Origin of the sequence: Herminiimonas sp. CN (assembly GCF_000622895.1) — a bacterium.
In the GTDB taxonomy this organism is placed as follows: Bacteria; Pseudomonadota; Gammaproteobacteria; order Burkholderiales; family Burkholderiaceae_D; genus AVCC01.
This window is the reverse complement of record NZ_AVCC01000035.1, coordinates 1-21762: the sequence shown is the minus strand read 5'-3', so window position 1 is coordinate 21762 and position 21762 is coordinate 1. Positions and strand designations below refer to the sequence as shown.

Annotated in this window: 22 protein-coding genes and 1 pseudogene; all 23 read right to left on the bottom strand. The window is 55.0% G+C overall.

All coding sequences use genetic code 11. The features are described 5' to 3' along the window. Positions 1 to 6: 6 nt before the first annotated feature. Positions 7 to 1356: a DUF3422 family protein gene (locus HMCN_RS0109420; RefSeq protein WP_025917152.1), complete on the bottom strand. Its 1350-nt coding sequence runs from the start codon at positions 1354 to 1356 to the stop codon at positions 7 to 9. Between the two features lie 80 nt (positions 1357 to 1436). Further along, positions 1437 to 2003: a transcription elongation factor GreB gene (gene greB / locus HMCN_RS0109415; RefSeq protein ID WP_025917151.1), complete on the bottom strand. Its 567-nt coding sequence runs from the start codon at positions 2001 to 2003 to the stop codon at positions 1437 to 1439. A gap of 182 nt (positions 2004 to 2185) precedes the next feature. Beyond that, positions 2186 to 3127: a flagellar motor protein MotB gene (motB, locus tag HMCN_RS0109410; protein WP_025917150.1), complete on the bottom strand. Its 942-nt coding sequence runs from the start codon at positions 3125 to 3127 to the stop codon at positions 2186 to 2188. 27 nt (positions 3128 to 3154) lie between these two features. Beyond that, entirely contained in the window at positions 3155 to 4015 is an 861-nt protein-coding gene (motA, locus tag HMCN_RS0109405) for a flagellar motor stator protein MotA (RefSeq protein WP_025917149.1), read from the bottom strand. Between the two features lie 51 nt (positions 4016 to 4066). Beyond that, entirely contained in the window at positions 4067 to 4684 is a 618-nt protein-coding gene (gene flhC, locus HMCN_RS0109400; protein ID WP_025917148.1) for a flagellar transcriptional regulator FlhC, read from the bottom strand. A 30-nt stretch (positions 4685 to 4714) separates the two neighbouring features. Further along, complete coding sequence (flhD, locus tag HMCN_RS0109395) at positions 4715 to 5032, bottom strand: flagellar transcriptional regulator FlhD (RefSeq protein WP_025917147.1); 318 nt, start codon at positions 5030 to 5032, stop codon at positions 4715 to 4717. 412 nt (positions 5033 to 5444) lie between these two features. Further along, entirely contained in the window at positions 5445 to 6230 is a 786-nt protein-coding gene (locus tag HMCN_RS0109390; RefSeq protein ID WP_025917146.1) for a flagellar brake protein, read from the bottom strand. A gap of 106 nt (positions 6231 to 6336) precedes the next feature. After that, positions 6337 to 6648: an EscU/YscU/HrcU family type III secretion system export apparatus switch protein gene (locus tag HMCN_RS0109385; protein ID WP_025917145.1), complete on the bottom strand. Its 312-nt coding sequence runs from the start codon at positions 6646 to 6648 to the stop codon at positions 6337 to 6339. Between the two features lie 376 nt (positions 6649 to 7024). Beyond that, a complete protein-coding gene (locus tag HMCN_RS0109380; RefSeq protein ID WP_025917144.1) occupies positions 7025 to 8422 on the bottom strand; it encodes a flagellar hook-length control protein FliK in 1398 nt (465 codons plus the stop codon). Between the two features lie 21 nt (positions 8423 to 8443). After that, positions 8444 to 8770 (bottom strand): flagellar protein FliT, encoded by a 327-nt coding sequence (locus HMCN_RS0109375; RefSeq protein WP_025917143.1) that lies wholly within the window; start codon positions 8768 to 8770, stop codon positions 8444 to 8446. 1 nt (position 8771) lies between these two features. Continuing rightward, the gene (fliS, locus tag HMCN_RS0109370) at positions 8772 to 9242 is read right to left on the bottom strand and encodes a flagellar export chaperone FliS (RefSeq protein ID WP_025917142.1); all 471 of its coding nucleotides are present in this window, start codon (positions 9240 to 9242) and stop codon (positions 8772 to 8774) included. Positions 9243 to 9251: 9 nt separating this feature from the next. Further along, positions 9252 to 10691 carry a flagellar filament capping protein FliD gene (gene fliD, locus HMCN_RS0109365; RefSeq protein WP_025917141.1) on the bottom strand — a complete coding sequence of 480 codons (1440 nt, stop codon included), beginning with the start codon at positions 10689 to 10691 and terminating at the stop codon, positions 9252 to 9254. 141 nt (positions 10692 to 10832) lie between these two features. Beyond that, positions 10833 to 11279, bottom strand: a complete 447-nt coding sequence (locus HMCN_RS18285) for a flagellar protein FlaG (RefSeq protein WP_025917140.1) — start codon at positions 11277 to 11279, stop codon at positions 10833 to 10835. Between the two features lie 191 nt (positions 11280 to 11470). Further along, positions 11471 to 12793 (bottom strand): flagellin, encoded by a 1323-nt coding sequence (locus HMCN_RS0109355; RefSeq protein WP_025917139.1) that lies wholly within the window; start codon positions 12791 to 12793, stop codon positions 11471 to 11473. Between the two features lie 496 nt (positions 12794 to 13289). Beyond that, positions 13290 to 14417, bottom strand: a complete 1128-nt coding sequence (locus HMCN_RS0109345; RefSeq protein ID WP_155837514.1) for a class I SAM-dependent methyltransferase — start codon at positions 14415 to 14417, stop codon at positions 13290 to 13292. Positions 14418 to 14427: 10 nt separating this feature from the next. After that, entirely contained in the window at positions 14428 to 15222 is a 795-nt protein-coding gene (locus HMCN_RS0109340) for a class I SAM-dependent methyltransferase (RefSeq protein ID WP_025917137.1), read from the bottom strand. 37 nt (positions 15223 to 15259) lie between these two features. After that, on the bottom strand, positions 15260 to 16216 hold the full coding sequence (locus HMCN_RS0109335) for a hypothetical protein (RefSeq protein ID WP_025917136.1): 957 nt from the start codon (positions 16214 to 16216) through the stop codon (positions 15260 to 15262). Next, positions 16213 to 17187 carry a glycosylase gene (locus tag HMCN_RS0109330; RefSeq protein ID WP_025917135.1) on the bottom strand — a complete coding sequence of 325 codons (975 nt, stop codon included), beginning with the start codon at positions 17185 to 17187 and terminating at the stop codon, positions 16213 to 16215. The genes HMCN_RS0109335 and HMCN_RS0109330 overlap by 4 nt, the downstream gene beginning before the upstream one ends. 9 nt (positions 17188 to 17196) lie before the next feature. Beyond that, entirely contained in the window at positions 17197 to 18483 is a 1287-nt protein-coding gene (locus HMCN_RS0109325) for an ATP-grasp domain-containing protein (RefSeq protein WP_035626489.1), read from the bottom strand. A gap of 5 nt (positions 18484 to 18488) precedes the next feature. Then, positions 18489 to 19217 (bottom strand): bifunctional 2-polyprenyl-6-hydroxyphenol methylase/3-demethylubiquinol 3-O-methyltransferase UbiG, encoded by a 729-nt coding sequence (locus tag HMCN_RS0109320; protein WP_025917133.1) that lies wholly within the window; start codon positions 19215 to 19217, stop codon positions 18489 to 18491. 14 nt (positions 19218 to 19231) lie between these two features. Beyond that, positions 19232 to 19951: a WbqC family protein gene (locus HMCN_RS0109315; RefSeq protein ID WP_025917132.1), complete on the bottom strand. Its 720-nt coding sequence runs from the start codon at positions 19949 to 19951 to the stop codon at positions 19232 to 19234. Then, positions 19948 to 21078: a dTDP-4-amino-4,6-dideoxy-D-glucose aminotransferase VioA gene (gene vioA, locus HMCN_RS0109310; protein WP_025917131.1), complete on the bottom strand. Its 1131-nt coding sequence runs from the start codon at positions 21076 to 21078 to the stop codon at positions 19948 to 19950. The genes HMCN_RS0109315 and vioA overlap by 4 nt, the downstream gene beginning before the upstream one ends. Then, positions 21075 to 21762, bottom strand: a pseudogene (locus tag HMCN_RS17535) (glycosyltransferase); the annotation flags it as partial. The pseudogene HMCN_RS17535 and the gene vioA, both read right to left, overlap by 4 nt.

Sequence of the window (21762 nt, the reverse complement as noted above, 5' to 3'; positions counted from 1 at the left end):
ATGATGTTAGTGGTCCTTGCTGACCTGCCGGTGCAGGCGACGCAAACCGAGCCATACTCCGACAGCGATGACCGGCACCAGCATGCCGGTAGCCACTTCCGGGTTGACCGGCAACCCGCCCGCTTTCAGCGCCTTGCCGACATAGCCGAACAGGCCTGCCAGGTAATACGAAATCGCCACCACCGATAATCCCTCTACCGCCTGCTGCAGGCGCAATTGCTGTGCCGCCCGGGTATTCAGGGATTCCAGGATTTTTCTGTTCTGACGTTCCTGCACAATGCCAACCCGTGTTCTGAGCAAGTCATTGGTATGCGCAATCCGCTCGGCCAGAGCTTCCTGACGACGCACCACCGACTCGCAGGTATTCATCGCCGGCGACAGGCGGCGCGCCATGAATTCCTCCATAGTCGGCACGCCATCAATCCGGGTTTCCCGCAATTCCTCGATGCGCGCCTTGACCAGCCGGAAATATGCTTGCGAGGCGGCAAAACGGTAACTGTTATCCATCGACAGTTTTTCAATCCGCGCTGCCAGGCCGGTAATGTTATGCAATAAAACCTGCTCGTCCACCGCATCGCTCGACAATGCATCCAGAATCGCCTCGTCGGTATCGGTCATGGTGGCCGTTAGCGTTGCCAGCTCGCTTTCGACATCGTTCAGCAGCGGTGCGGCATAGTGCGCATGCGGCAAGCCCAGCAATGCCATCATGCGATAGGTTTCCACCTCCAGCACGCGCTGCACCACCCGCCCCGCCTGTTGCGCCTGAAAGCCGAGATCCCAAATCACGAAGCGGCTGAAACCATCCGCTTTGACCAGAAAATCAGTCCACACCTCACCGCTCTGCAACACCGTACTACCAGCCAGCACGTCGCCATCGAGTACGCTGCGCAAATCCTGCGGTGCAGCCCGATCCAGCTGCACCGCCGGCCCCAGCGCCACATGCGCTGCCACCATCAACTTCCCCTGCAAGCCGAGCAACCAGCCTTGTGGAATCAGCACCAGCGGCATGTGATCGAATACATCGCCGACAGGATATTGCCCCGAGTGAATGCGGGCAAAAGTATAGGTGGCAAATTCGGTATGACACTCCCATTGCAGGCGAAACTGGCCGAAATCATGAAAGAAATACTTGGCTTCTCCAGCCGGGGCTGCAACTCCGAAATGGGCGCACAAGTCAGACAGAATTTCATGCTGCATCGCAAGATTATCATTGCCGACCTTGCTACTGCCGTGCGCATAGATAGCAAGATGGGTCAGATTTTCCGAGGCCGACAGCCGCAATGAAGGACGGGAATGCACCTCGGCAGCCAGCGGCACGCGCAAAGGATGGTTCAAACGAGAATAGGCAAAAGTCATATTGAAAAGAGGGATATACGAAGTAAACGGGATCGGATAAGGACACGCAAGTTACATGCCATCATCCCAAAGCATGCCGCTCAGCAAGCATCTTCGGGCGCCGGATAGCTAACCGCCAGAATTTCCAGTTCATCGATGCCTGCAGGCGTTCTCAAGATTACCGATTCGCCCTCGCGCGCTTTGGTAAGCGCCCTGGCCACCGGTGAAATCCAGCTGATCTTGCCGTGCAGCGGATCAAGCTCATCAACCCCGACGATAGTCACCGTGATCTCTTCGCCGGCCTGATTCTCATAAGTCACGGTGGCGCCGAAAAAAACCTGGTCAAGCCCGTAGTGAACGCTCGGATCGACCACTTCAGCCAGATCCAGCCGCTTGGTCAGAAAACGAATCCGACGATCGATCTCGCGCAAGCGCCGCTTGCCATAAATATAATCGCCATTTTCGGAACGATCGCCGTTGCTCGCCGCCCAGGACACGATCTGCACCACTTCCGGACGCGCCACATCGATCAGATGCAGCAACTCATCCCGAATCCGCCGATGTCCGGCCGGCGTCATGTAGTTTTTCGATCCGGCCGGAATTGCCGCCGCTAGCTCCCCTGCGTCGTCATCATCGTCATCGGTCTCTTTTACAAAGGCTTTATTCATGACGTCTATTGTAAGGCTAACGCTGGCTGGCCAAGGAAAGTGCTGCCCGGGAACGGACAACAAGCAAGGCTGCTTGATCCTCGGCCAAAAACAACCGATCTTCCTGCGGATTATGCGGAAGAATCGGTAAGCATGCATAAAACGGCAGCGCTACGCTGGAACGAATCGCCACGCGAAGACGATTAAAGCTTGGCTGCTGGGGATTTTGGAACGATCTGAGGCGAATGCGAAGTCGGTACGGCCGGCACGATATTGCCCAACTGGCCCGCCGCAGCTGACTTGCCATCAAGTTGGGCGTTGGCTGCACTGGCATTCTCTTGTTCGATTCGCGCCTGGGCACGACGATTGAGAACGATAATGCTGATGCGGCGATTGATCGGGTCCAGCGCATCTTTCTTGTTCAGATGCATAGTTGAACCGACTCCCATTACCCGCAACACTTTCGGCTCCAGCATGCCGCCGGCAACCAGTTCCCGCCTTGAGGCATTGGCGCGGTCGGCTGACAATTCCCAGTTGCTGTAAGATTTTTCGCCGGAGACATACGGTGTCGCATCGGTATGTCCGGACAGGGTTATGCTATTCGGCAGGTCGTTCAGCACCGGACCAATCTCGCGCAGAATAGTGCCCATGTAAGGCTTCACAGCGGCGCTGGAAAGATCGAACATCGGCCGGTTTTGGCTGTCGACGATCTGAATCCGCAATCCTTCGCTGGTAATGTCTATCAGCAATTGCGGGCGAAACTGCTTGAGGACCGGGCTGGAATCGATCATCTGGTCCAGGCGCTGCTTGAGCTCCTCCAAACGATCGACATCAGCGGCATCAGTGTCAGGCACATTCACTTCGCCGTCCGAGTGGGTCGAATCGGTGCCGCCGCCGGGAATCACGCTGGTACTGGTGCTGCTTTTCTGGCCGCCGGTGATCGCCACCTTGAGCGGCGTGCGGAAATATTCAGCGATACCGCCGATCTGCTCCGGCTTGGAAATTGCCAGCAGCCACAACACCAGGAACAGCGCCATCATTGCCGTCATGAAGTCGGCATACGCAATTTTCCAGGCGCCGCCATGTGCCTGATGTTTGCCCGCCGGGGCCCGTCTGACGATGATGCGTTGCTTATGTTTGCTCATGCCGCCTCCATCCCGAACCGGTTCGGTCTAACGGTTCTTGACTTGACGTACATGCTCATCCAACTCGGTAAACGAAGGGCGTTCGGTTGAATACAATACCTTGCGGCCGAACTCCACCGCCAATTGCGGCGCATAGCCGTTCAGGTTCGCCAGCAAAGTCACCTTGATGCATTGATACAGCTTGATCGACTCGTTCACCTGCTGCTGAATCAGCGATGCCAGCGGCGACACAAAACCATAGGCCAGCAAAATTCCGAGGAAAGTGCCCACCATTGCATGCGCAATCAATGCCCCCATTTCGGACGGCGGCAAATCGGCCGAACCCAGGGCATGCACCACCCCCATCACCGCAGCCACGATTCCCAGCGCCGGCAGCGCATCGCCGACCCGCGACAGACTGTGCGCAGGCACTTCCGCCTCATGCTCGTAGGTTTCGATCTCGTGGTCGATCAGCGATTCGATTTCGAACGGATCCATGTTGCCGCTGACAATCAGGCGCAGATAATCGGTCAGAAATTCGATCACCCTGGCATCGCTGAGAATCATCGGATATTGGGTGAAAACAGGACTGTTGGCCGGATCGTCGATGTCGGACTCCAGCGCCAGCATGCCATCCTTGCGGCCTTTCGCCAGCAGCACATACAGTAGCGCCATCAGCTCCATGTACAGCGCCTTGTCGTGCTTTGAACCGCGAAATACGTTGGGCAATCCTTTGATCGTGGCGCGGATCGTCTTCGCATTGTTACCGACCACAAATGCACCGATCGCGGCGCCGCCGATGATCATCAATTCGAATGGCTGGTAGAGCGCACCGAAATGCCCGCCCATCAATCCATAGCCGCCGAATACCGACAACAGCACAATTATATAGCCGACTAAAACTAGCACTATCCACTCTCCCTGAAAAAATTCCTAGCATACAGCTGCAGCAACCACCAGTCAGGTGGGATTTCCCAAGGGGAGATTCGCGGCCTGCTTCGGCAATGGCTTGAAGGCGCCGGCTTCGCCCGTGCAGCCATCAGCCACCCCGCTTTTATGTGCCAACTTGCGGGTTTTGCCGGCCCGCGACGGAGGGCGGCACAGCACGCAAACAAAAGCACTCTGCGGATCGTGTGCATGTGCAATGAAATGCCCATTGCATCGAATACAAGTGCTTAACTGCAGCATGCCGCTATCAAAAAAACGTACCAAGGTCCAAGCCCGGGTAAAATCCAGAACCGGTTCACCTGCCTGTAATGCGGTCTGCTCAAGATAAAGCCGGTAGCTTTTGATGATCGCGACGATCTGCTTGCATTCCCCGTGCGTTGTCATGAAGCGATAGATATTATAAAACATCGACGAGTGGATATTGGACAGCCACGTCATAAACCAATCAGTCGAAAATGGCAGCAAACCCTTCGGCGGCGAAACGCCCTTGACTTCCTTGTACAGTTTAATCAGTCGATCCCGGCTCAGGCTGGTTTCCGCCTCCAGGAACTGCAGACGCGCGCCCAGTTTGATCAGATCAATCGCAAGATGAATCTCCTGCGCTTCCAAAATTACGCTTTTGCTAGCCATGACGCTCAGGGAAGAAGTCGGTACCAAGCATCAGCGGATCTCTTCGACCGGCTGCCCTGCCAGCAAAATAGCCGCATGCGCCTGTTGCAGCGCGATATCCTTGCCATCATGCGTCAGCGAAGAAAGAATGGCATGGTCATCAAACCGGAAACGACACAAAAGAAGACTTGAAGCGGCCAGCTTCACGACCTGTGACAGCGACAGATTTCCCAGCAACTCAGCCAGCTCCCCGCTCAATCCCAGACGGAACATTGCGGTTGCGCGATCCTCCCTGATGAGGCGCTGCGCCAGCAGGAGATAAGACAGATTTACGTCGCCAATCTCATTCACTATTCCATTTCCTTCCATGCTTATCCTCGAAACTAAAATCACTTCCAGACTTGTCGAAAAGAAATATACCAGATTGCCCCCGCTTTTTGTCAGGCATCGCGTTATTAAATATCTCAATGCAAGAAATAAGCAGGAATAATTCAGTGTGTTTACTGAAATGTTTTAGCTTGTTAAGCGTATGAACGATCCCGATCAGGAAAGCAGGACGATATCCAGACCCGGTTGCAACAGTGCCTGCCGCCGAGGGAAAAGGCGGTTTGCGACGTTGTTCAGGGCAAAGTTGCAGCAGGTTGGCAGCACGCGTACCCTTTCTTTGCACTCATGAAAAACCGCTGCCTTCGCCATGTGAAATCATGTGGCCGCACCAAACTAGAACAACGCAACTGTATCAACTGCGCAACACTCAACCGCGCAGGAAGATCCAAACCGCCTAGTCTTTGCGCTTTCTGCGCGCCAGTTCGAAATGGGTAATCATCCGCTGCAAATCCGGCTCTTTCGATTTCGGGAAACGCTCAAAACGGCAGCCGAAGTGGTAAAGCGGATCGTTGCGATCCCGGATATTCTGCAGATAGGCGATTTTCAAATCAGTCCCGATCATGCCCAGCTTGCCAAAATCCAGCGTCGCCCTGCTCAGTACGGTGCCAATCGGCAGCGCCCCCAGGGTCGGGTCCTTTGAGCGCAGCCCCACGCCGGTGAGCGACAGATCGAAGATATCAAACGCCACCGGGCTCTTGTCAGGCAGATGCGCGGTGCAGGGGTATGGATCCAGCAGCGGCGTCTCAACCCGGAAAAACTCGCGCCGCTGCATTCGGTACAAGCTCTGCGGAAGCGGCGAGCGGAATGCAAGCGCACCCTCGAACTGATACTGTTCCGGCCGGCCGCCAACGAACTGGATGCGGATGCCGTCCTGCGTGGCGGAAAAGTAATTCTCATCCGATTCCAGCAGGGATCGGTTGTATATCTCTTCGCCGCTGCAATCGTAAACGAAACATCCGGCATTCTGATCCACATCCAGGATGCGGGTAATAATACGATGCGGGCGATTGCCGCATTCCACGGTAAGAAAATCCTTGCGGTTCATCAATTGACGCAACACGCCGCCGACCTCTCTCGGATGCGTGATGCGAAAATCTTCCAGCGCGGCAAACGCATCGCTCGCAGACGGCTGCCCGGATGCGTCCAAACCAATTTCCTGCGGTGCACTCTTTGCATCCATATTTATATTCCATGACATATCAACTAGGCGCCACGACGATAGCGAAAACTTCCCCGTCATCGCGCCACTGCTCCCCGGCAGCCGACAATTCTGCCTGTGCTGCGGGTTAAGGTTTCACTCTTTGCTGCGCTGCCGGCTGCGTTCGCTCAGGCAGCCCACCGTCCAGACGGTACAGCCACGCCAGCAATTCGGCCACTGCCACATACAGGGATGGCGGGATTTGATCGTCCAGATCGACATGCATCAGCAAGTTGAGCAATTCCGGCGACTCATGCACATACAAGCCATGCTCGCGGGCGCGCTGCACAATCGATTCGGCGACCACACCGTACCCTTTCGCCACCACCACCGGCGCCTTATCCTTGGCTGCGTAAGATAACGCCACAGCACTTTGGCGATCCGGCCGTTGACTCTCCATCACATCTCCATCAACAGGTCTTCACAATAGACACTCTGGAATAACTATTCTTTCGCCTGGCTTCGGCAGCGCACGTGTCTGCGGACCGTATTTTACGCCCTGAATTGCCGACTGGCACCAACCAAAACCGCCACTTGGAACAAAATATATACTGACCACTGTATTTAAATTCAACGCAATAAATTATGCGGATATGGCATCATTTTTAGCCATACTCCAAATATCAATGGATAATTCCGCAGGCCGCGTTAATGCAGCCCGATGTCGGATTACGCCCTGCGGGCTAATCCGACCTACATTGTTACATTATCGCATCCACCCGTAGGTCGGGTTAGCGCAGCGTAACCCGACGCTTCCCTGCCCGGCCGCTGTTCAATCATGGTTTTTGCGCCAGCGGCGCGATCTGCAAGCCTGTCAGTTGCAAGCCGGCGGCGGCAAAACGCTGGCGCAGGTCGTCGCCGTCGTTGCGCAGCGCTGCGACGCTGGCCTCTGCGCCTGCGGCCAGATGCGCTTGCAATTGCGTATCGGCCAGGCTCAGGCGCACCTCGATCGGACCGAGGGTTGGCAAGGTCATGGTCAGGCGGGTCTGCCAGGTGCGCGGTGCGGCTTCCGGCTCGGCGGTCTCCGCTGGATTATTGCGTTCTTCGCTGAGTTCCCAATCCATCTGCGTGCCCGGCCACACTTCGCCGCTCCAGCGAAATACCGGCACCGCCAGCAACTCAAGCTGCTGGCGTACCAGCGCCACCGCATCCTGATGAATCCCGGCTGCGACCTGGCTCTGGCTGCCGGCGCGCGCGGCCTCGGGTGCGGCTGACTGTGCGCTGCTGGCCGCATCGGCATCGGCTGCAGTCGCGTGGTGCGGCGCAGCCGGCCGCACCGGGCTGGCGGGGTCGGTGGCGCCATAAGCAGCGGCAACGCTGGCGGGAGTGGGAAGATGGGATGCGCCGGCATGCTGCACCGGCGGCGCAGCATCCGTCGCCGCGGCGCCGGGCTGGCTGGCGTTCGCCGGCCCGGTTGCAACGGTCTTATCAGTGGCATCCGGCGGCAGCGTACCCAGAATCGGGCCGGCAATCGGGCCGACAACCGGGCCGGCCGGATTCGCGGCAGCTACCGGCACATTGGGCGCATTGGACGCATTGAGCACAACCTGCACTGTCGATGGCGGTTCGCCGATGACTGCCACTGCCTGCAACACTGTTGCCAAGCCGGCTTGCGGCGCCAACGTCGCGGGGCCATGCAGCAACTCCGGATGGGTTTGCATCAAAGGCCCCAAGCGCGCCTGCGGCTCCTGCGCCAATTCAGCCAGCGTGCGTGCGCCGCTGGCGAACTGCGACAAATGGGATTCGTAGAACAAGCCGCTGGCGGCCACGGTACGAGCCAGCGCAGCCGCCAATTGCTGCGGCACCGGCGCGCCTGGCTGCGACCAGACCGGGGCGCTGCCGCGCACCGCGCTGGCGACCCCTGGCGGCGGACCGAGAATTGCGCTAATGGCACGCGCTGCGGCGCTTAACGTCGTGTTGGCGGAAGATGGCTGCGAGGCGCGCTGGGAGGCATCCTGAATCTCGACGCCATCGCGCGCATTGACCAGTTCGGGGCCCAGCTGGCGCAGCATCGCCGCGCGCGACGGCAACCGGACATCGTTGCTTACTTTTTCGACGCCGGCGACTGGCTCCGGGCCGTCGATTTCCACTTCCGGCTTCAGCGGCACCAGGTCGACACGTTCCGCCAGCTTCGTGGCCAGCATCGTATCGACCAGGGACGTCAAGCCGCTCATAAGCTAGAAACGACCGTGCGCTTATTGGCCGTAAGCCTGATGCAGATTCTGCTGCTGATGCATGCTGTCCAGCAATGCCCCGAGGCGCGCCAGTTGCGGCGAAATCAGGTTGCGAATTTCCGCATCGTCGGCAAGTATCCGCTTCAACAATCGGCGCTTTTGCGCCAGTTGCGGCTGATCCAGCGTATCGGCCGGGTCGAGTTCCTTGAGACGCTCGATGTCGGCCCGAAACTGCGCCTCCAGCGTCACCAGCCCGTCCCAATTGCCGGCGCGCGCCAGCTCCAGCATGCGCGCTACCAGCGGCGCAATCTGTTCATAACAATCTATTACCGCGCTTTGAGGTCCCATGTCACTCTCTTATCGACAGCCGGGCCGATGCGGGCATCGCATCCGGCTGCGGGCTTGGGTTGTTGGCGCCGACCTCGTTCCAGGCGGAACTGATGTTTTCCAGCAAGCGATCCGCTTCATTGAGCAGCTCGGGATCGTTGCGCAGATTAGCATACATCAGGCGCTGGACAATGTAATCGTACAGCGCCGACACATTGGCCGCCAGCGCGGCTCCGGCCTCGCCGCCCGCCTCGGCGTCGATGCTGGTCTTGAGGCCGTTATCGATGATGTTGATGGCTTTCGAAATCGCATTGCCCTTGGCCGCGATCTCGCCGCTCGCCATGTGATGGCGCGCCATGCTGATGGAGGTCCTAGCGCCATTGAACAGCATCGCGACCAACTGGTGCGGCGATGCGCTCATGACCGCGGTTTCGAGGCCGATCTTGGCGTAACTCCCGGCACCGGTGCTGGCCGCCGCTTTGCGTGCGTACATGATTTGGCCTTAATTGCTAGTAGTCGTAGTTTTAAATTGCTGCGTCAGATAGGCACTGGTCTGATTCATGCTGCTGATCAGCGTATCGAGTTGCGTAAACTGGGCTTTATAGCGCGCGACAGTGGCATCGATCCGGTCCGACATCGCCGTGTATCGCTTGCCGAGATCATCCAGCGTCGTGTTGATGCCCTTGGTCGCCGCCGTCAACACCCCAGTAGTATCGGTGTAACCGCTGATCAACGACGACATCTTGGTGCCGAAGCCGCCGCTACCGCCGGAAAACAGATTCGCCACGCCGCTCATTTTGCTGCCAAGCGCAGCCGTCAGCTTGGTCGAATCGACCGCCAGCGTACCGTCCTTCTGGAACGAGACGCCGATCTGCGACAGCATCGTCAGGCCGCTGCCGTCGTCCGTTTGCGCGTTGGTCAACGCCGAGCGGATGCCAACCTGGATATTGCGCAGGGTCGAGTCCCCCATCAGGACAGCGCCTGACTTGCTGCTGGCGTCATACGCGGTCAGTTGCTTGGCGACGCCCTGCAAGTTGTTATAGGCGGTCACGAACGTGCCAACCGCGCTTTGCACGCTGGCGGTATCGCTTTGCACCGACAAGGTGCTGGCACCGAGCTTGGACACGGTCATCGTGACGTCCTGGATCGCGCCCGCCACGCTATTGGTGGCGCTGGTGATGGCAATGCCGTTTACGGTCAGCTCGGTATTTTGCGCGGCTGCGGTTTGCTGCAGCTTCAGTCCTGCCGGGTCGTTTGTCAGCAAACTCGACAGGGCAGGATCGCCATTGGGATTGACCAGATCAGCCGGGTCGCCCGACACCGTAATGCGCATGCTTGATGCTTCGCCGCTTTGCTTGGAGGTCAATACCAGCCGGTACGGCGTGGCGCTGCCGTCGTTAACGATCGAGGCAGCCACGCCAAGATCGGCGCTGTCATTGATCTTTTTGGCAATGTCCGCCAGCGAGCTGTGCGCAGGGTCAATGTCGATCGATTTGGTGCGCGCGGCATCCGCAGTAAAAGAAGCGCCGGAAGTCGTGCCGAATTCAAACTGCACCTTAGTCACCGTACTGCCATCGCCGATATTGGTGCTGCTGCTGGCTACTCCGGCCGCCGCCAGCGACTGCGCTTGCGTCAGCTTTGTCACGTTCACAGTGTAAGTGCCGCTCTGCGCGGTGGACAGCGCCGATGCAGTCAGCACATCGGTGGCGCTCGAAGTGGCTTTCACCCCTTGGAACAGCGCCGGCTGGGATAGTGCCGCAGCTGCGGTCTGCAGCGCGCTCAATGCACTGCTGAGCTGGCCGTATGCGGTCAGCTTGGTGGTATAACTCTTTTGCTGCTGCTGCAGCGCCACCAGCGGCGCTTGCTCGGCAGACTTAATGTTTGTCAGCAAGGAAGCCAAGTCCAGATTCGAGCCGACGCCGAGAGAGGAAACTGCAGCCATATGTAATCCTTTTCTTTCCGTTCATTTACGGTAACTACGCAAAACCAGCCGCGTAGGCCGGGTTAGCGTAGCGTAACCCGACATTCCTGCGACTGCAAATGCCGGGTTACGCGATGAAGCCGCTAACCCGACCTGCCAAATTTATACAGCCTGGGCAAACAGCAAGCCTTTCAGGTTGTCCATCGCCTTGGCGATGCGCACCACGTCCTCGGACGGCATCTGGCGGATCACCTTGCCGCTGTCCTGGTCGACCACCTTGACGATCACGTCCTTGTATCCGGGATCGATCTGGAACTGCACGCTGATCGACAGGCTGGCCAGCACCTTATTGATTTCCTGCAGCGATTGCTCGGCCTGCGCCGCGCTGAGCTTGGCGGTATCGATGTCCCTGGCGTCCTTGACATCGACAGCGGCTTTGGCCACCGGCGGTGTGGGTGCAGCGGACGTCTTGCCCGCCACGCCGGCGGCGCGCGGATTAAATGCAGCGCCTGATGCCTTGCCACTGGCTTCCGGCTGCGCTATTTTCTGGCTTTGCTGCAGCTGCTGCACGCCGGCACCAGCGCCGATTGGGTCTATTGAATTCGACATTCTCCACTCCTGTCAAAAGCGCTGCCCGCTCACGCCTGAATAAAAACTCAGGCGGGACCGGGCAGCGCAATCGGGCAAAATACGCGCCCGATTGTCTGATCGTCTTGCCTGCAAGCGACGGCCCGCAGGCCGCCGCCCCATTCTCGTCAACGTCCGGCAGAATACTGCCGGGCGCCGACGATTTCGCTGGATTATTGCAACAGCGACAACACGCCTTGAGTCGATTGATTGGCCTTGGCCAATACCGAGGTACCTGCTTGCTGCAGAATCTGCGCACGTGTCATGTTCGACACTTCGGTTGCGTAGTCTGCATCTTCAATGCGCGAACGCGAAGAAGACAGGTTGGTTACCGTGGTGCCGAGGTTGGAAATGATCGAGTCGAAACGGTTTTGCACTGCGCCCAGCGAACCGCGCAAATCGTCGACTTGCTTCAGCGCTGCATCGATCATCTTCAACGGATCGATGGTAGCCATGCCCTTGAACTCAGCCGTAGTACCGCCTGCAGCGTTGGCGATCTCGATGGTAGTACCTGTAGCGTCGACAGTACCGGATGCCGTTCCAGCATCGGCAATCGTCGCAGCAGCAGCTGCGTAGTTCTTGCCCTGGATGGTAACCACACCGGAGGTAACACCAGCGGCGTCGGCACTAACCTTGACCAGTTGCCCTGTCACGGTAACCGGCGCTGTGACACCAGCGTCGGTATTGGTGAAGTCAACGCTGGCCGTATTGAGTGTGACGTTGCCGGTAGCGCGATCGATGGAAGCAGCATAGTTCTGGTCACCCGCCTTCACCACGAAAACGCCCGTGCCAGCACCAGCAGCATTTTGCACTTCGTGCAGGGACAGATCGGCTGCCGTAAGGCTAGTGCCATTGGCCGTATTCAACTTCGTGACTTCTGCAGCAGCAAACGTGACGGTTTGCGAACCGGTACCGGCACTGGCATCTACGACCGTATCAATCTTGCCGCCGACCTTCAACTCGTTGGCCGACACGGTGAGATTGTTCAGCTTCAGGCTGGTCGAGTCGATTTGCTTGAGGCCGATACTGATGCTTTCACCATCGTTGGCGCCGACCTGAACGTTCAGGTTGTTGTTGGAAGACAGCACCTTGACGCCATTGAAGTCAGTTTGTGTCGAAGTGCGGTCGATTTCAGCCAGACGCTGGGTGATTTCAGCCTGGATCGAAGCCTTGTCGGCAGTAGAGTTGCTGCCGTTGGCGGCTTGCACTGTCAGTTCGCGCACGCGCTGCAGGTTGGTGTTGATTTCGTTCAGCGCGCCTTCAGTGGTTTGCGCCAGCGAGATGCCGTCGTTGGCGTTGCGCTGCGCTTGGGTCAGACCCTTGATGTTGGCGCTGAAGCGGTTGGCGATCGCTTGGCCGGCGGCGTCGTCCTTGGCGCTGTTGATGCGCAGGCCGGATGACAGGCGCTGGATCGCGGTGTTCAGCGAAGATGCCGATTTGGTCAGGTTGTTCTGTGTGAGCAACGAGAGAGCATTGGTATTGATGACTGAGGACATGGTGCGACTCCTGTGTACTAAAGTTGATGGACCCGGCTAGTTAGCCGCAACGTCTGGCTTACCTATTTTCAAGACAAGCAAGCCTTCGTTGTTGATGTTATCGGCAGGCAACTCGAAAATATCTAGGGCAAGCGCAAAAATATTTGCAATTATTTGATCCGGCATGGCGCGGAACGCGTCGGATTATGCTGTGCTAACCTGGCCAAACCGCACTTGAGACTGGCATGCGATTAAGCCATTGCCGCATTCTCAGTATTTATTGGAGTATATTTTCTAACCACAGTAAAATTTGGCGAAAAATCGCATTAAAATGACGATACTCCTTACCTAGATAGACTCATCGTGCTCTCAATCCTGCTCGTATCTTTCGCAACTTTCGCGGACAAGACGTAACGATCGTTACTAAAGGTAGTTGATCCTGGTACGGAGCAAATATGCCGGCAACCTATCGCCGCAATTTAAGACGTTTGGAAACTCCACGGCCATTTAACGACTTCTAATCTGTGGCCAGCGACGCGGACAACTGAAGAAACAACGCGCTTCCCATCACGAAGGCGGCATCGATTTTGTCCTGATGTTCGGCCAGGAATTCGTCGCCCGCCGTTTGCGGACCGTCGCCATACGGCCAGATATAGTCGTCCACAACAATCCAGCCGCCTGCCACCACCAAGCCGCTCCAAGCCGCAATATCGGCCTTGGCTGCCGCATAACTGTGATTGCCGTCGATGTGCAGAATCGCGATACGGCCGTCATAGCGCGTGGTTCCAAACGATGCTGTAGTGACATCCCTATGCGCACGATAATGCCGCGCACCGTCGGTCGACGGCATCCGCAAATAGTTCACGTGATTGGCGTTGTAAGGCAGCAGGTTCATTTCAAACACGGCCAGCGCCTCCTCGGCATCCACCTGTGCGGATACCTTATCCACCATGCCTTTTCCATCGTTCTGTACCAAATGTGCATTCGACCAGGGATCGATGCATAGCAGCTTGCCGATAGCGTAACAACGCGCCAGCCTGGACAGGATAAAGGCTGATTTTCCCCACCAGCTGCCGATCTCGACAATGTCTCCGGCTGGGCTGCTGCGGGCAATTTCGCACAGGACACAGAATTTTTCGTGGTCGCACATGCCGGGAATGACATCTGCATGTCGAAACAAGGCCGCCAGTTCAATCTCCGACATCGGCGGGGCAGCCGCAACGTTGGAAGCCAGCGGCAGCGGACTGCCAAGCAGGCTGCGGGCATGGTTGCGGGCGACACGATAGCCGCTCAACTCCACATTGACCGGGGAATCGTTCACCAGAGTCACGCCTGGCGCCAGCTCTGCCAGCGCCCGACTCAAATAGTCCCAGACCACCGGATTGGGCGAATAAATTCCCCCGATATTCGATTCTGAAATGGCTCGTTTTAATGCCTGGTCAAACTCTGGCTGCGTGATAAAAGGAAGCGATAACCATCCCGGATATTTTTCACGCGAAACATCATGCGCGAGCGATGAAGCACCAATGACGGATTGCCCCTCGCGCAGACATTTTTGCAGATATTCCAGCGAACGCGGCATCCCGCCCGGGAAAATCAAGATAGATTTTGCTTCACTGTTATTTTTTTTATTGGGCGGATTCAATTTCTGTCCCTCAACGAAAATTATCATGCACTTCGCACGCTGGATTTTGGGAGTTGCCGCCGCGCTCACACATCAAGAAAATACTTGAACACAAATCTGGGTACTGCTGCCCCAGTTTGTAGCAGCCCTCCAGATAATCCTTGGAGATGATGTCCGTTTGCAGCAAACGATCCCACTGGAAGTTCGCCAGTGCCTTGAAGAAGATGCCGGATCGATGAACCACCCGCAGTCCTGCGGCAACGGCATCTCTTTCCAGAGTGTCCAATGTGTAAGTACATCGGTGCCCGTGCTCGGCTTCTGCCGACGTGACAGCGGTATTGTGAGAGATCAACCCCATCTTGACAGCGATCTGCCGAGAAGGCGCATTCGCGTTGGGACATACCAGAAAGAACCTGCCATTCTCCGCCAGCCACTCGTCATTGATACGCTTCAATACCAACACAGGGTCATCCAGATGTTCCAACACGTGGGTCAGCACGATGTTGTCATAGCGCTTTGGCAGGTTCGCTTTCTCGAATAGCGAATTGATGAACTTCACCTTGTCGCCCAGATTTTTTTTTGCTTCATCGATGGCGACATCCGATGCTTCGACGCAGGTCACGTCATCGAAATACGGCATAAATCTTTTAGTGAAATTGCCCTTGTAGCTCCCCAGCTCAAGCAGACTTCCCTTGTTGAAGAAAGGCTCGAACGATTTGAGCATATAAGGATGCAGTACATCGAAATCGAAACTGTAGGCATATTTTTCGTTCCCTGAATTTTTCGCATCGTCCAGTTCATCGTTATAGTTCCTTCCTGCAGTCATTTCCTTCCCTTTCTCTGCATCACCAATCTAATCACCTTCACGATTCGTCCAACACGGCCAGACCGAATCCTGATCGTCCAAATTCATTGCCGTTGTAGAGCATATAAACCTTTTCATTCAACTGGAAAGTGTGCGGATAACATTGCATCTGCGAATCCCATCCATATTCAGCAACATCTATCCCGGCCATGCTATCGTTCCGCTCCCAATTGATCAGATCATTGGAATAGGCGTAACCGATCCTGTATGCTTTGCCACTCTGCTTCCGAAAGCCATGCGCCTGCCTGTAGCAGAAATACATATGGTACGTACCATCACGCTGAAAAACCGTCGGTAACGCTTGGCATTCATCTGCATTCAATTTATCGGCGATAATTTGCCGCCCCTCCCGTTGCCAATTGACCCCATCATCAGACGTGGCATGTGCAATCTTATAGACGCGATCCGGCGGATCAGTCTCTGTGAATTTCTTCCATCTTGTGCCGTAGATGTACCACATGTGATACAGCCCTTCGTATAAAGCCACAAAGGCATCACCAATCAGAAACGGCTCATTGAGCGATGCCGACAGTACCGGCCCCTTGCCATATTTTTGAAAGGTCAAACCATTATCGCGACTGATTGCCAAGCCGATGGAAGCATCAGCGGAAACAGACACTTTTCTGTTCCAACCGGTCGTGTAAGCAAGCACTCTGTCCCCGTCTCTCACCACATTGATGGGAAATATCCCGTGCTCATCAAAGCAACCTAACTCACCCAATTCGATGACGGTGTGATTTGCAGTACCAATGATATTCCGCATATTTTTGTCAAAATCGACGAAGGCGACGTGACTCAAATACTTTCCGATGCTGTCTCTCACCCTGGTCGAAAAGTACACTCTCACACGATCATTCATTATTAAGGTTTGCGGTGATTGTGCGAACTCAATGCAGTTATTTGGCAGCGCATGCTCTGTCGGATCAAATATCTTCCCCAGTTTCGACCACTTCATACACGACTCCAATTCTGGGGGCTCACCAGCTTTGCCAACCCGATACCGGAGCGCCCCATCTCGTTGCCCTGATAGAGCATGTATGTATCCCCGTCGAGCATGAACACATGCGGATAATTAACCATTTCTGAGTCCCAGCCACTTTCAGAAACATCCATGCCAGCCACCTCATCACGTCGACTCCAATTGATCATATCAACCGAGGAGGCATAGCCGATCCGGTACCCGCCTTCCTTACCCTTGTAATTATGGCTGTAGCGATAAGAAAAGAACATATGGTATTTCCCGTCACGGAAGATCACATCGGCACACGCTTGGCACTCATGCTCTCCCAACTTGCTTTCGATTAAATCTCTGCCCAACTTGATCCAGTTGATGCCGTCTTCTGAAGATGCCATGCGAATCTTATAAACTGGTTCTGGCTTACCTTCGGTTTGCAACCATTCTTTCCCGGATACATACCAAAGGTGCCATTTTCCGTCAAATTTCCGGATGCGTGGACTTCCTAATAGAAAGGGTTCGTCCGGGCTATATGAAAGAACGGGGCCATCTCCCAACCTAGTGAACGATTCACCTTTGTCATGACTGACGGCAAGCCCGATGGCGCCATTGAATGGAACCGACTCGCATCGGGTCCACCCTGCGTAGTACACCCTTATTTCATCCTGATCACGAATCACCGAGATCGGATTCGTGCCAAACTCATCAAAGGTTCCATACCCCCCCAGAGTCAGGATGGGCTCACTACACACATTCAAAACCTTAAGCAGATTTTCTCTATCCAAGTCGATATAAGACAAAAAACTTTGAAATTGACCATCCGGAGTCGGCGCAGGTCTGGAGCAAAAATAGACCCTAACGTGCGTCTCGAAGATCAACACGGAAGGAGATTGTGCAAACTCCTTCATCCAGCTTTCATTCAGTAAATCCTTAGGACTAAATATCTTCCCCAACTTTTCCCACTTGAGCATTCCCCCTCCTTAGCGAAGTAAGCATTCAATGCCGTCGACATCAAATACCGGGATGTCAAATTTCTCTTTAACTGCACGTCGGTCAAACCAATAGTTATCGATAAAAATCGCTCCATCCGGATTGATGAATGTCCACTTATCCTGCACGTCCAAGATCTGAATGATGTCCTCAAATAAATGCTCGGATATTCCACAGTTACGCAAGGTATCCATGAGGTTGTAGCGATGCTTGGTAAGCAGCACGACAGGTATGTCATGGTTCTGGCATTGATACAAAAAGGCCATGGCAGGTTCATGAACATGTCGGCCGACAACCAAAGTTTCATCAAAGTCGATATACACGCGCCTGAATTTCAAGTCAGCTTTAAAGCGGTTGTGCAGACATCGATCGAGCTGGACAGCATAATTGTTCTGCAAAATCTCAATCTGCATCCCCATTGCATTGAATAGCGTCAGCAACGCGAAATTCACCCCGGTATGCCGATATAGCCCCATCGTGCTCGACTGACGAGGGGCAAATTCCATTAGTTTGAACCTCCCGCTACGATCCTTCTTCACCTGGTAAAACCAGGCTCCACTCAATGACACCGTTTCATTGATGCGCTGCGCGATATGCCGGATCTCATCCGTCACTTCCACCGCAGTGGATCGGAATGAAATGCCCATCTGAATCCTCTCCCGCGTTCTGGGGCCGATGAACTGTAGCGTTCCGTTGAAATCCGTGAAACAATCAACACTGAGTTCCTCACCCGGAAGAAACTCTGTGACCAACAAACGCGGGTTCTTACTCAAATAAAACGCCAAGTCCTCCTGGGATTCGGCTGTGTAAGTTCCCTTCCCGCCTTGGCCATCATCCGGCTTCAAAAATACAGGAAATGTCAGTTCGTGATACGGCTCAGTAAACACCTCTGGACAGAAATTGAACTGTTTGAACGACTTGTACGTCTCCTTTTTATATCGGGCGATACGATTTGTCTCAGCACATGAAGTTAACACTTGCGCATCTATTTCAGACTGATGCGCGGCCAGAAAACAGGTGATAGTATCGTGCGTCGGATAAACAAATTCTATTTTCAGTGTGTACAATAATCGATTAAAGCGTTCGATGAAATCTGGCTGATCCACATAGAGAGCGTCTTCTCTGTAGTGATCTTCTTCATAGACAAAAGAGGCATGGTCGCTCTTGCCGGATGCACCAAACACCTCCACATGATGGCTGTACTTCAGTGAGTTGTAGATCTCCAGCCCTATCTCGGATCCGGCTGGAAAGATCAGCACACGGTGTTTTTCGTTCATGGCATTCAACCGTCCGACAACGCTAGTTCCGCCAAAATGCCGCAGGACAATTCTGGATAATCAATCGCCGCCAAACAAAGCGCTTGAATGACATCTTCATTCAAGTTCAGCGAGATCATCTGGCTAGTGGTCAAAGGCTTAAGGTAGATACCCTCCAAACGTTGGATCTCGTAGCCCGCTTGCTGAATATCCTTTTGCAACGACTCAACGGTGTAATAACGCTTATGCCCAAGCAAAAGATCATGATCCGACAATTGCTGCATGTCTGGTAGCAGCCCCGCCAAATGGCCCAGCCTGCGATTCAGCACTTCGGCATTAGGTACGGTAACGAACATCCGCCCCCCGGGAGCCAGAAAACTCCGAAAATGCTTCAAGATGCTTATTGGGTCGTCGACATGTTCCAGAATGTAGCCAAAGACGATCACATCAAAACGCTCTGATGTGTCGAATGTCTCAAAATAGGATTCAGCAATTTCGACTTTCGTGCGCGGGTATCTTTGACGGAAATTTTCAATCACAGCTGGTGATGCATCCACCACAACGTGACGTTTAAAGTGCTGCTCGAAAACGCCCGTTGTGATTCCATGTCCGAGCCCCAGCTCAAGCAGAGAAGTCGCGCCTTTCGAGAACTGCACGACTCTTTGCGGATACCATTTCAACTGAATTGTGTTGTCGAAATCGTAGATGCTCAACCCTTGGTAGGCCTGCACATGATTATCGAGGGTGTTTTTCATAATGAGTCTGCCACTTAGTCGTTAGAAACATTTTCAATTAAATCAAAATTGCCCGTAATGCACGCCAGCGTCTCTTCTTTGGAATTGAACATCATCACATCGATGATTGACAGCCAAGGCACGAACGTACTGCCAAATTGAGGATACTCGAATCGCTTCGATTGAATGAATTTCAAGTTAATCCCCTTCTTCTGGAATGTTTCACTTGGATACAGCTCCATACCGCCAATGGCATTCACATAGGTGCTCGTGCCGACCGCGTCACACAAGGCAAGCACCTTATCCTGATTCTTCAAATCATGGTCAATGGCGATTTCAGAGGAAATTTTAATCTTCGTCGTGATGCCCAAGTGCTCGCATGTCTTGACGATGGAGTGGCGCAGAAAGCGAAACAGATTCGTATCTTCATACCTTAGGACCTGCTCAACCAGCGGGAACGTTTGTGCAAAATACGGTGCACGTCGGTACGCGCCTTTGAATTGGCTCAGCAGTTTATCGCGGTTGAAATCCGCTGCCAGCACCCTGTCACGCACATCCAGATAGTCCGAGTCGCTTTTCAAGGGCAGTGAGAACATCACGTCCTTGCCGTTCTGCAGCAGGCGGTTACGGTTAATCCAACCTTTTTTGGTATATTTGATGTTGTCGTACACGATGAACAGGTCGACCGCCGCGATGAGCTGGAAATAGCCGATGTAAGGAAAAAAATACGGCTGCATGATTGCTAGTCTGCTCATGCGTCACTCTGCCCTGCAATGATGCGCAGAACAAAATCGACCTGTTCGCTGGTGAGCGTTGGAAAAATCGGCAGGCAGATCACCTCGCCTGCCGCCTTGCTCGCCACCGGCAAATTTGACTGCACCGCCGATGGCAAGCCGCGATACATGGGAAAATCGCTGATCAATGGATAGAAGTACCGCCGCGCATACACGCCAGAGTCGCGCAGGTGCTGGAACAGCGCATCGCGACTGATCGAATATTCAGGCCGCACCAGAATCGGGAAGTAGGCGTAGTTGGCGACATATTCACCAGTGTCCGGCAGGCAATGAATGCCGGTGATCGCCGCCAATCCTGCGCGGTAGCGGGCATCCACTGCTTGCCGTTGTTGCAACGCTGCGTCTATGCCTTTGAGTTGCAGCAAGCCGAAAGCGGCATTGATCTCACTCATTTTGCCGTTGATACCGGGCGCAACGACAGTGACTTCATCCACAATGCCAAAATTTTTCAGGTTATCGATACGCTGTTTGGCTTTAGCGTCATGGCAAACAATCGCCCCACCCTCAAAAGTATTGAACACCTTGGTCGCATGAAAGCTCAGCACCGACAGGTCGCCGTGGTTGAGCACGCTGACGCCGTCGGATTGCACGCCAAACGCATGCGCAGCGTCATAGATCACCTTCAGGCCATAGTTGTCGGCAATTTTCTGGATCCGCGCCACATCGCATGGATGGCCATAACAATGCACCGGCATGATGGCGGTGGTTTGCGGCGTAATGGCGGCTTCAATCTTGGCCGGGTCAAGATTGAGCGTGACCGGGTCAATATCGACAAACACCGGCCGAATGCCGTTCCATAACAGGGAGTGACTGGTGGCGACAAACGAATACGGCGTGGTAATCACTTCGCCCGTGATGCGCAGCGTTTGCAAGGCTGTCATCAACGCCAGCGTGCCGTTGCTAAACAGCGCAATGTGTTTGACGCCAAGGTAGTCGCACAACGCCTGTTCCAGTTGCTGATGAAACGGGCCGCCATTGGTCAGCCATTTATTTTCCCAGATTTGTTCCAGGTAAGGGATGAACTCGGCCAGTGGCGGCAAGTAGGGCTGCGTCACATGAATCGGCGGTATTTCGTGGGGTGCTGTCACGTCTTTTCCTCTTGCATCACGCTATGCGTGTTGTGCATGCTGGCATGGTTCACTTCAAACGATTCAGCCGGCAAGCCCGAGCACCAGCGTTGCCATATGATGTGCAGCGCACGCTCCAGACCGGCGGCGATGACTCCCGGCTGGCTTGGCACCGACTGTAAAAAACGCTCGCGCAGCCCGGCCCGCAAACTCGCCAGCACTGCAAAATCGGCAACCAACGACAAACCCTGCTGCACGAATGCCGCTGCATCCTGCGCCACAAATGCGTCCAGCCCAACATGCCCCAGAATCCCGGCCCCGCTGCGGCCCGCCACCGTGCTCCCGGCCAGCGTCAGTGTCGGCACCCCCATCCACAACGCATGCAAGGTAGTGGTGCCGCCGTTATATGGAAACGTATCCAGGCAGACATCGACCTGATGATGCAGTGCCAGATAGGCATTCATGCCAGAACGCGGATGAAAATCAAGCCGCTCGCATGCAATCCCTTCCTCGGCAAACCAGGCTGTCAGCGTGTCGTATTGACCCTCCTTAGACATCCCGCCCAGCACCATGCGCGAGTCGGGCAAGGCGCGCAGCAATTGCGACCACAGTGCAATCACCGCGCGACTGAGTTTGTTCTGCCGATTAAAACTACCGAAAGTCAGATACCCGTTGTTCAGCGCCGGCAGCGCGTTGACTGACGGC

What these genes read in the sequence shown, in the direction of transcription:
- HMCN_RS0109420 (WP_025917152.1), bottom strand. Translation starts at nt 1,356, where the DNA reads ATGACTTTTGCCTATTCTCGTTTGAACCATCCTTTGCGCGTGCCGCTG.
- greB (WP_025917151.1), bottom strand. Translation starts at nt 2,003, where the DNA reads ATGAATAAAGCCTTTGTAAAAGAGACCGATGACGATGATGACGACGCA.
- motB (WP_025917150.1), bottom strand. Translation starts at nt 3,127, where the DNA reads ATGAGCAAACATAAGCAACGCATCATCGTCAGACGGGCCCCGGCGGGC.
- flhC (WP_025917148.1), bottom strand. Translation starts at nt 4,684, where the DNA reads ATGGCTAGCAAAAGCGTAATTTTGGAAGCGCAGGAGATTCATCTTGCG.
- flhD (WP_025917147.1), bottom strand. Translation starts at nt 5,032, where the DNA reads ATGGAAGGAAATGGAATAGTGAATGAGATTGGCGACGTAAATCTGTCT.
- HMCN_RS0109390 (WP_025917146.1), bottom strand. Translation starts at nt 6,230, where the DNA reads ATGGATGCAAAGAGTGCACCGCAGGAAATTGGTTTGGACGCATCCGGG.
- HMCN_RS0109385 (WP_025917145.1), bottom strand. Translation starts at nt 6,648, where the DNA reads ATGGAGAGTCAACGGCCGGATCGCCAAAGTGCTGTGGCGTTATCTTAC.
- HMCN_RS0109380 (WP_025917144.1), bottom strand. Translation starts at nt 8,422, where the DNA reads ATGAGCGGCTTGACGTCCCTGGTCGATACGATGCTGGCCACGAAGCTG.
- HMCN_RS0109375 (WP_025917143.1), bottom strand. Translation starts at nt 8,770, where the DNA reads ATGGGACCTCAAAGCGCGGTAATAGATTGTTATGAACAGATTGCGCCG.
- fliS (WP_025917142.1), bottom strand. Translation starts at nt 9,242, where the DNA reads ATGTACGCACGCAAAGCGGCGGCCAGCACCGGTGCCGGGAGTTACGCC.
- fliD (WP_025917141.1), bottom strand. Translation starts at nt 10,691, where the DNA reads ATGGCTGCAGTTTCCTCTCTCGGCGTCGGCTCGAATCTGGACTTGGCT.
- HMCN_RS18285 (WP_025917140.1), bottom strand. Translation starts at nt 11,279, where the DNA reads ATGTCGAATTCAATAGACCCAATCGGCGCTGGTGCCGGCGTGCAGCAG.
- HMCN_RS0109355 (WP_025917139.1), bottom strand. Translation starts at nt 12,793, where the DNA reads ATGTCCTCAGTCATCAATACCAATGCTCTCTCGTTGCTCACACAGAAC.
- HMCN_RS0109340 (WP_025917137.1), bottom strand. Translation starts at nt 15,222, where the DNA reads ATGACTGCAGGAAGGAACTATAACGATGAACTGGACGATGCGAAAAAT.
- HMCN_RS0109335 (WP_025917136.1), bottom strand. Translation starts at nt 16,216, where the DNA reads ATGAAGTGGTCGAAACTGGGGAAGATATTTGATCCGACAGAGCATGCG.
- HMCN_RS0109330 (WP_025917135.1), bottom strand. Translation starts at nt 17,187, where the DNA reads ATGCTCAAGTGGGAAAAGTTGGGGAAGATATTTAGTCCTAAGGATTTA.
- HMCN_RS0109325 (WP_035626489.1), bottom strand. Translation starts at nt 18,483, where the DNA reads ATGAACGAAAAACACCGTGTGCTGATCTTTCCAGCCGGATCCGAGATA.
- HMCN_RS0109320 (WP_025917133.1), bottom strand. Translation starts at nt 19,217, where the DNA reads ATGAAAAACACCCTCGATAATCATGTGCAGGCCTACCAAGGGTTGAGC.
- HMCN_RS0109315 (WP_025917132.1), bottom strand. Translation starts at nt 19,951, where the DNA reads ATGAGCAGACTAGCAATCATGCAGCCGTATTTTTTTCCTTACATCGGC.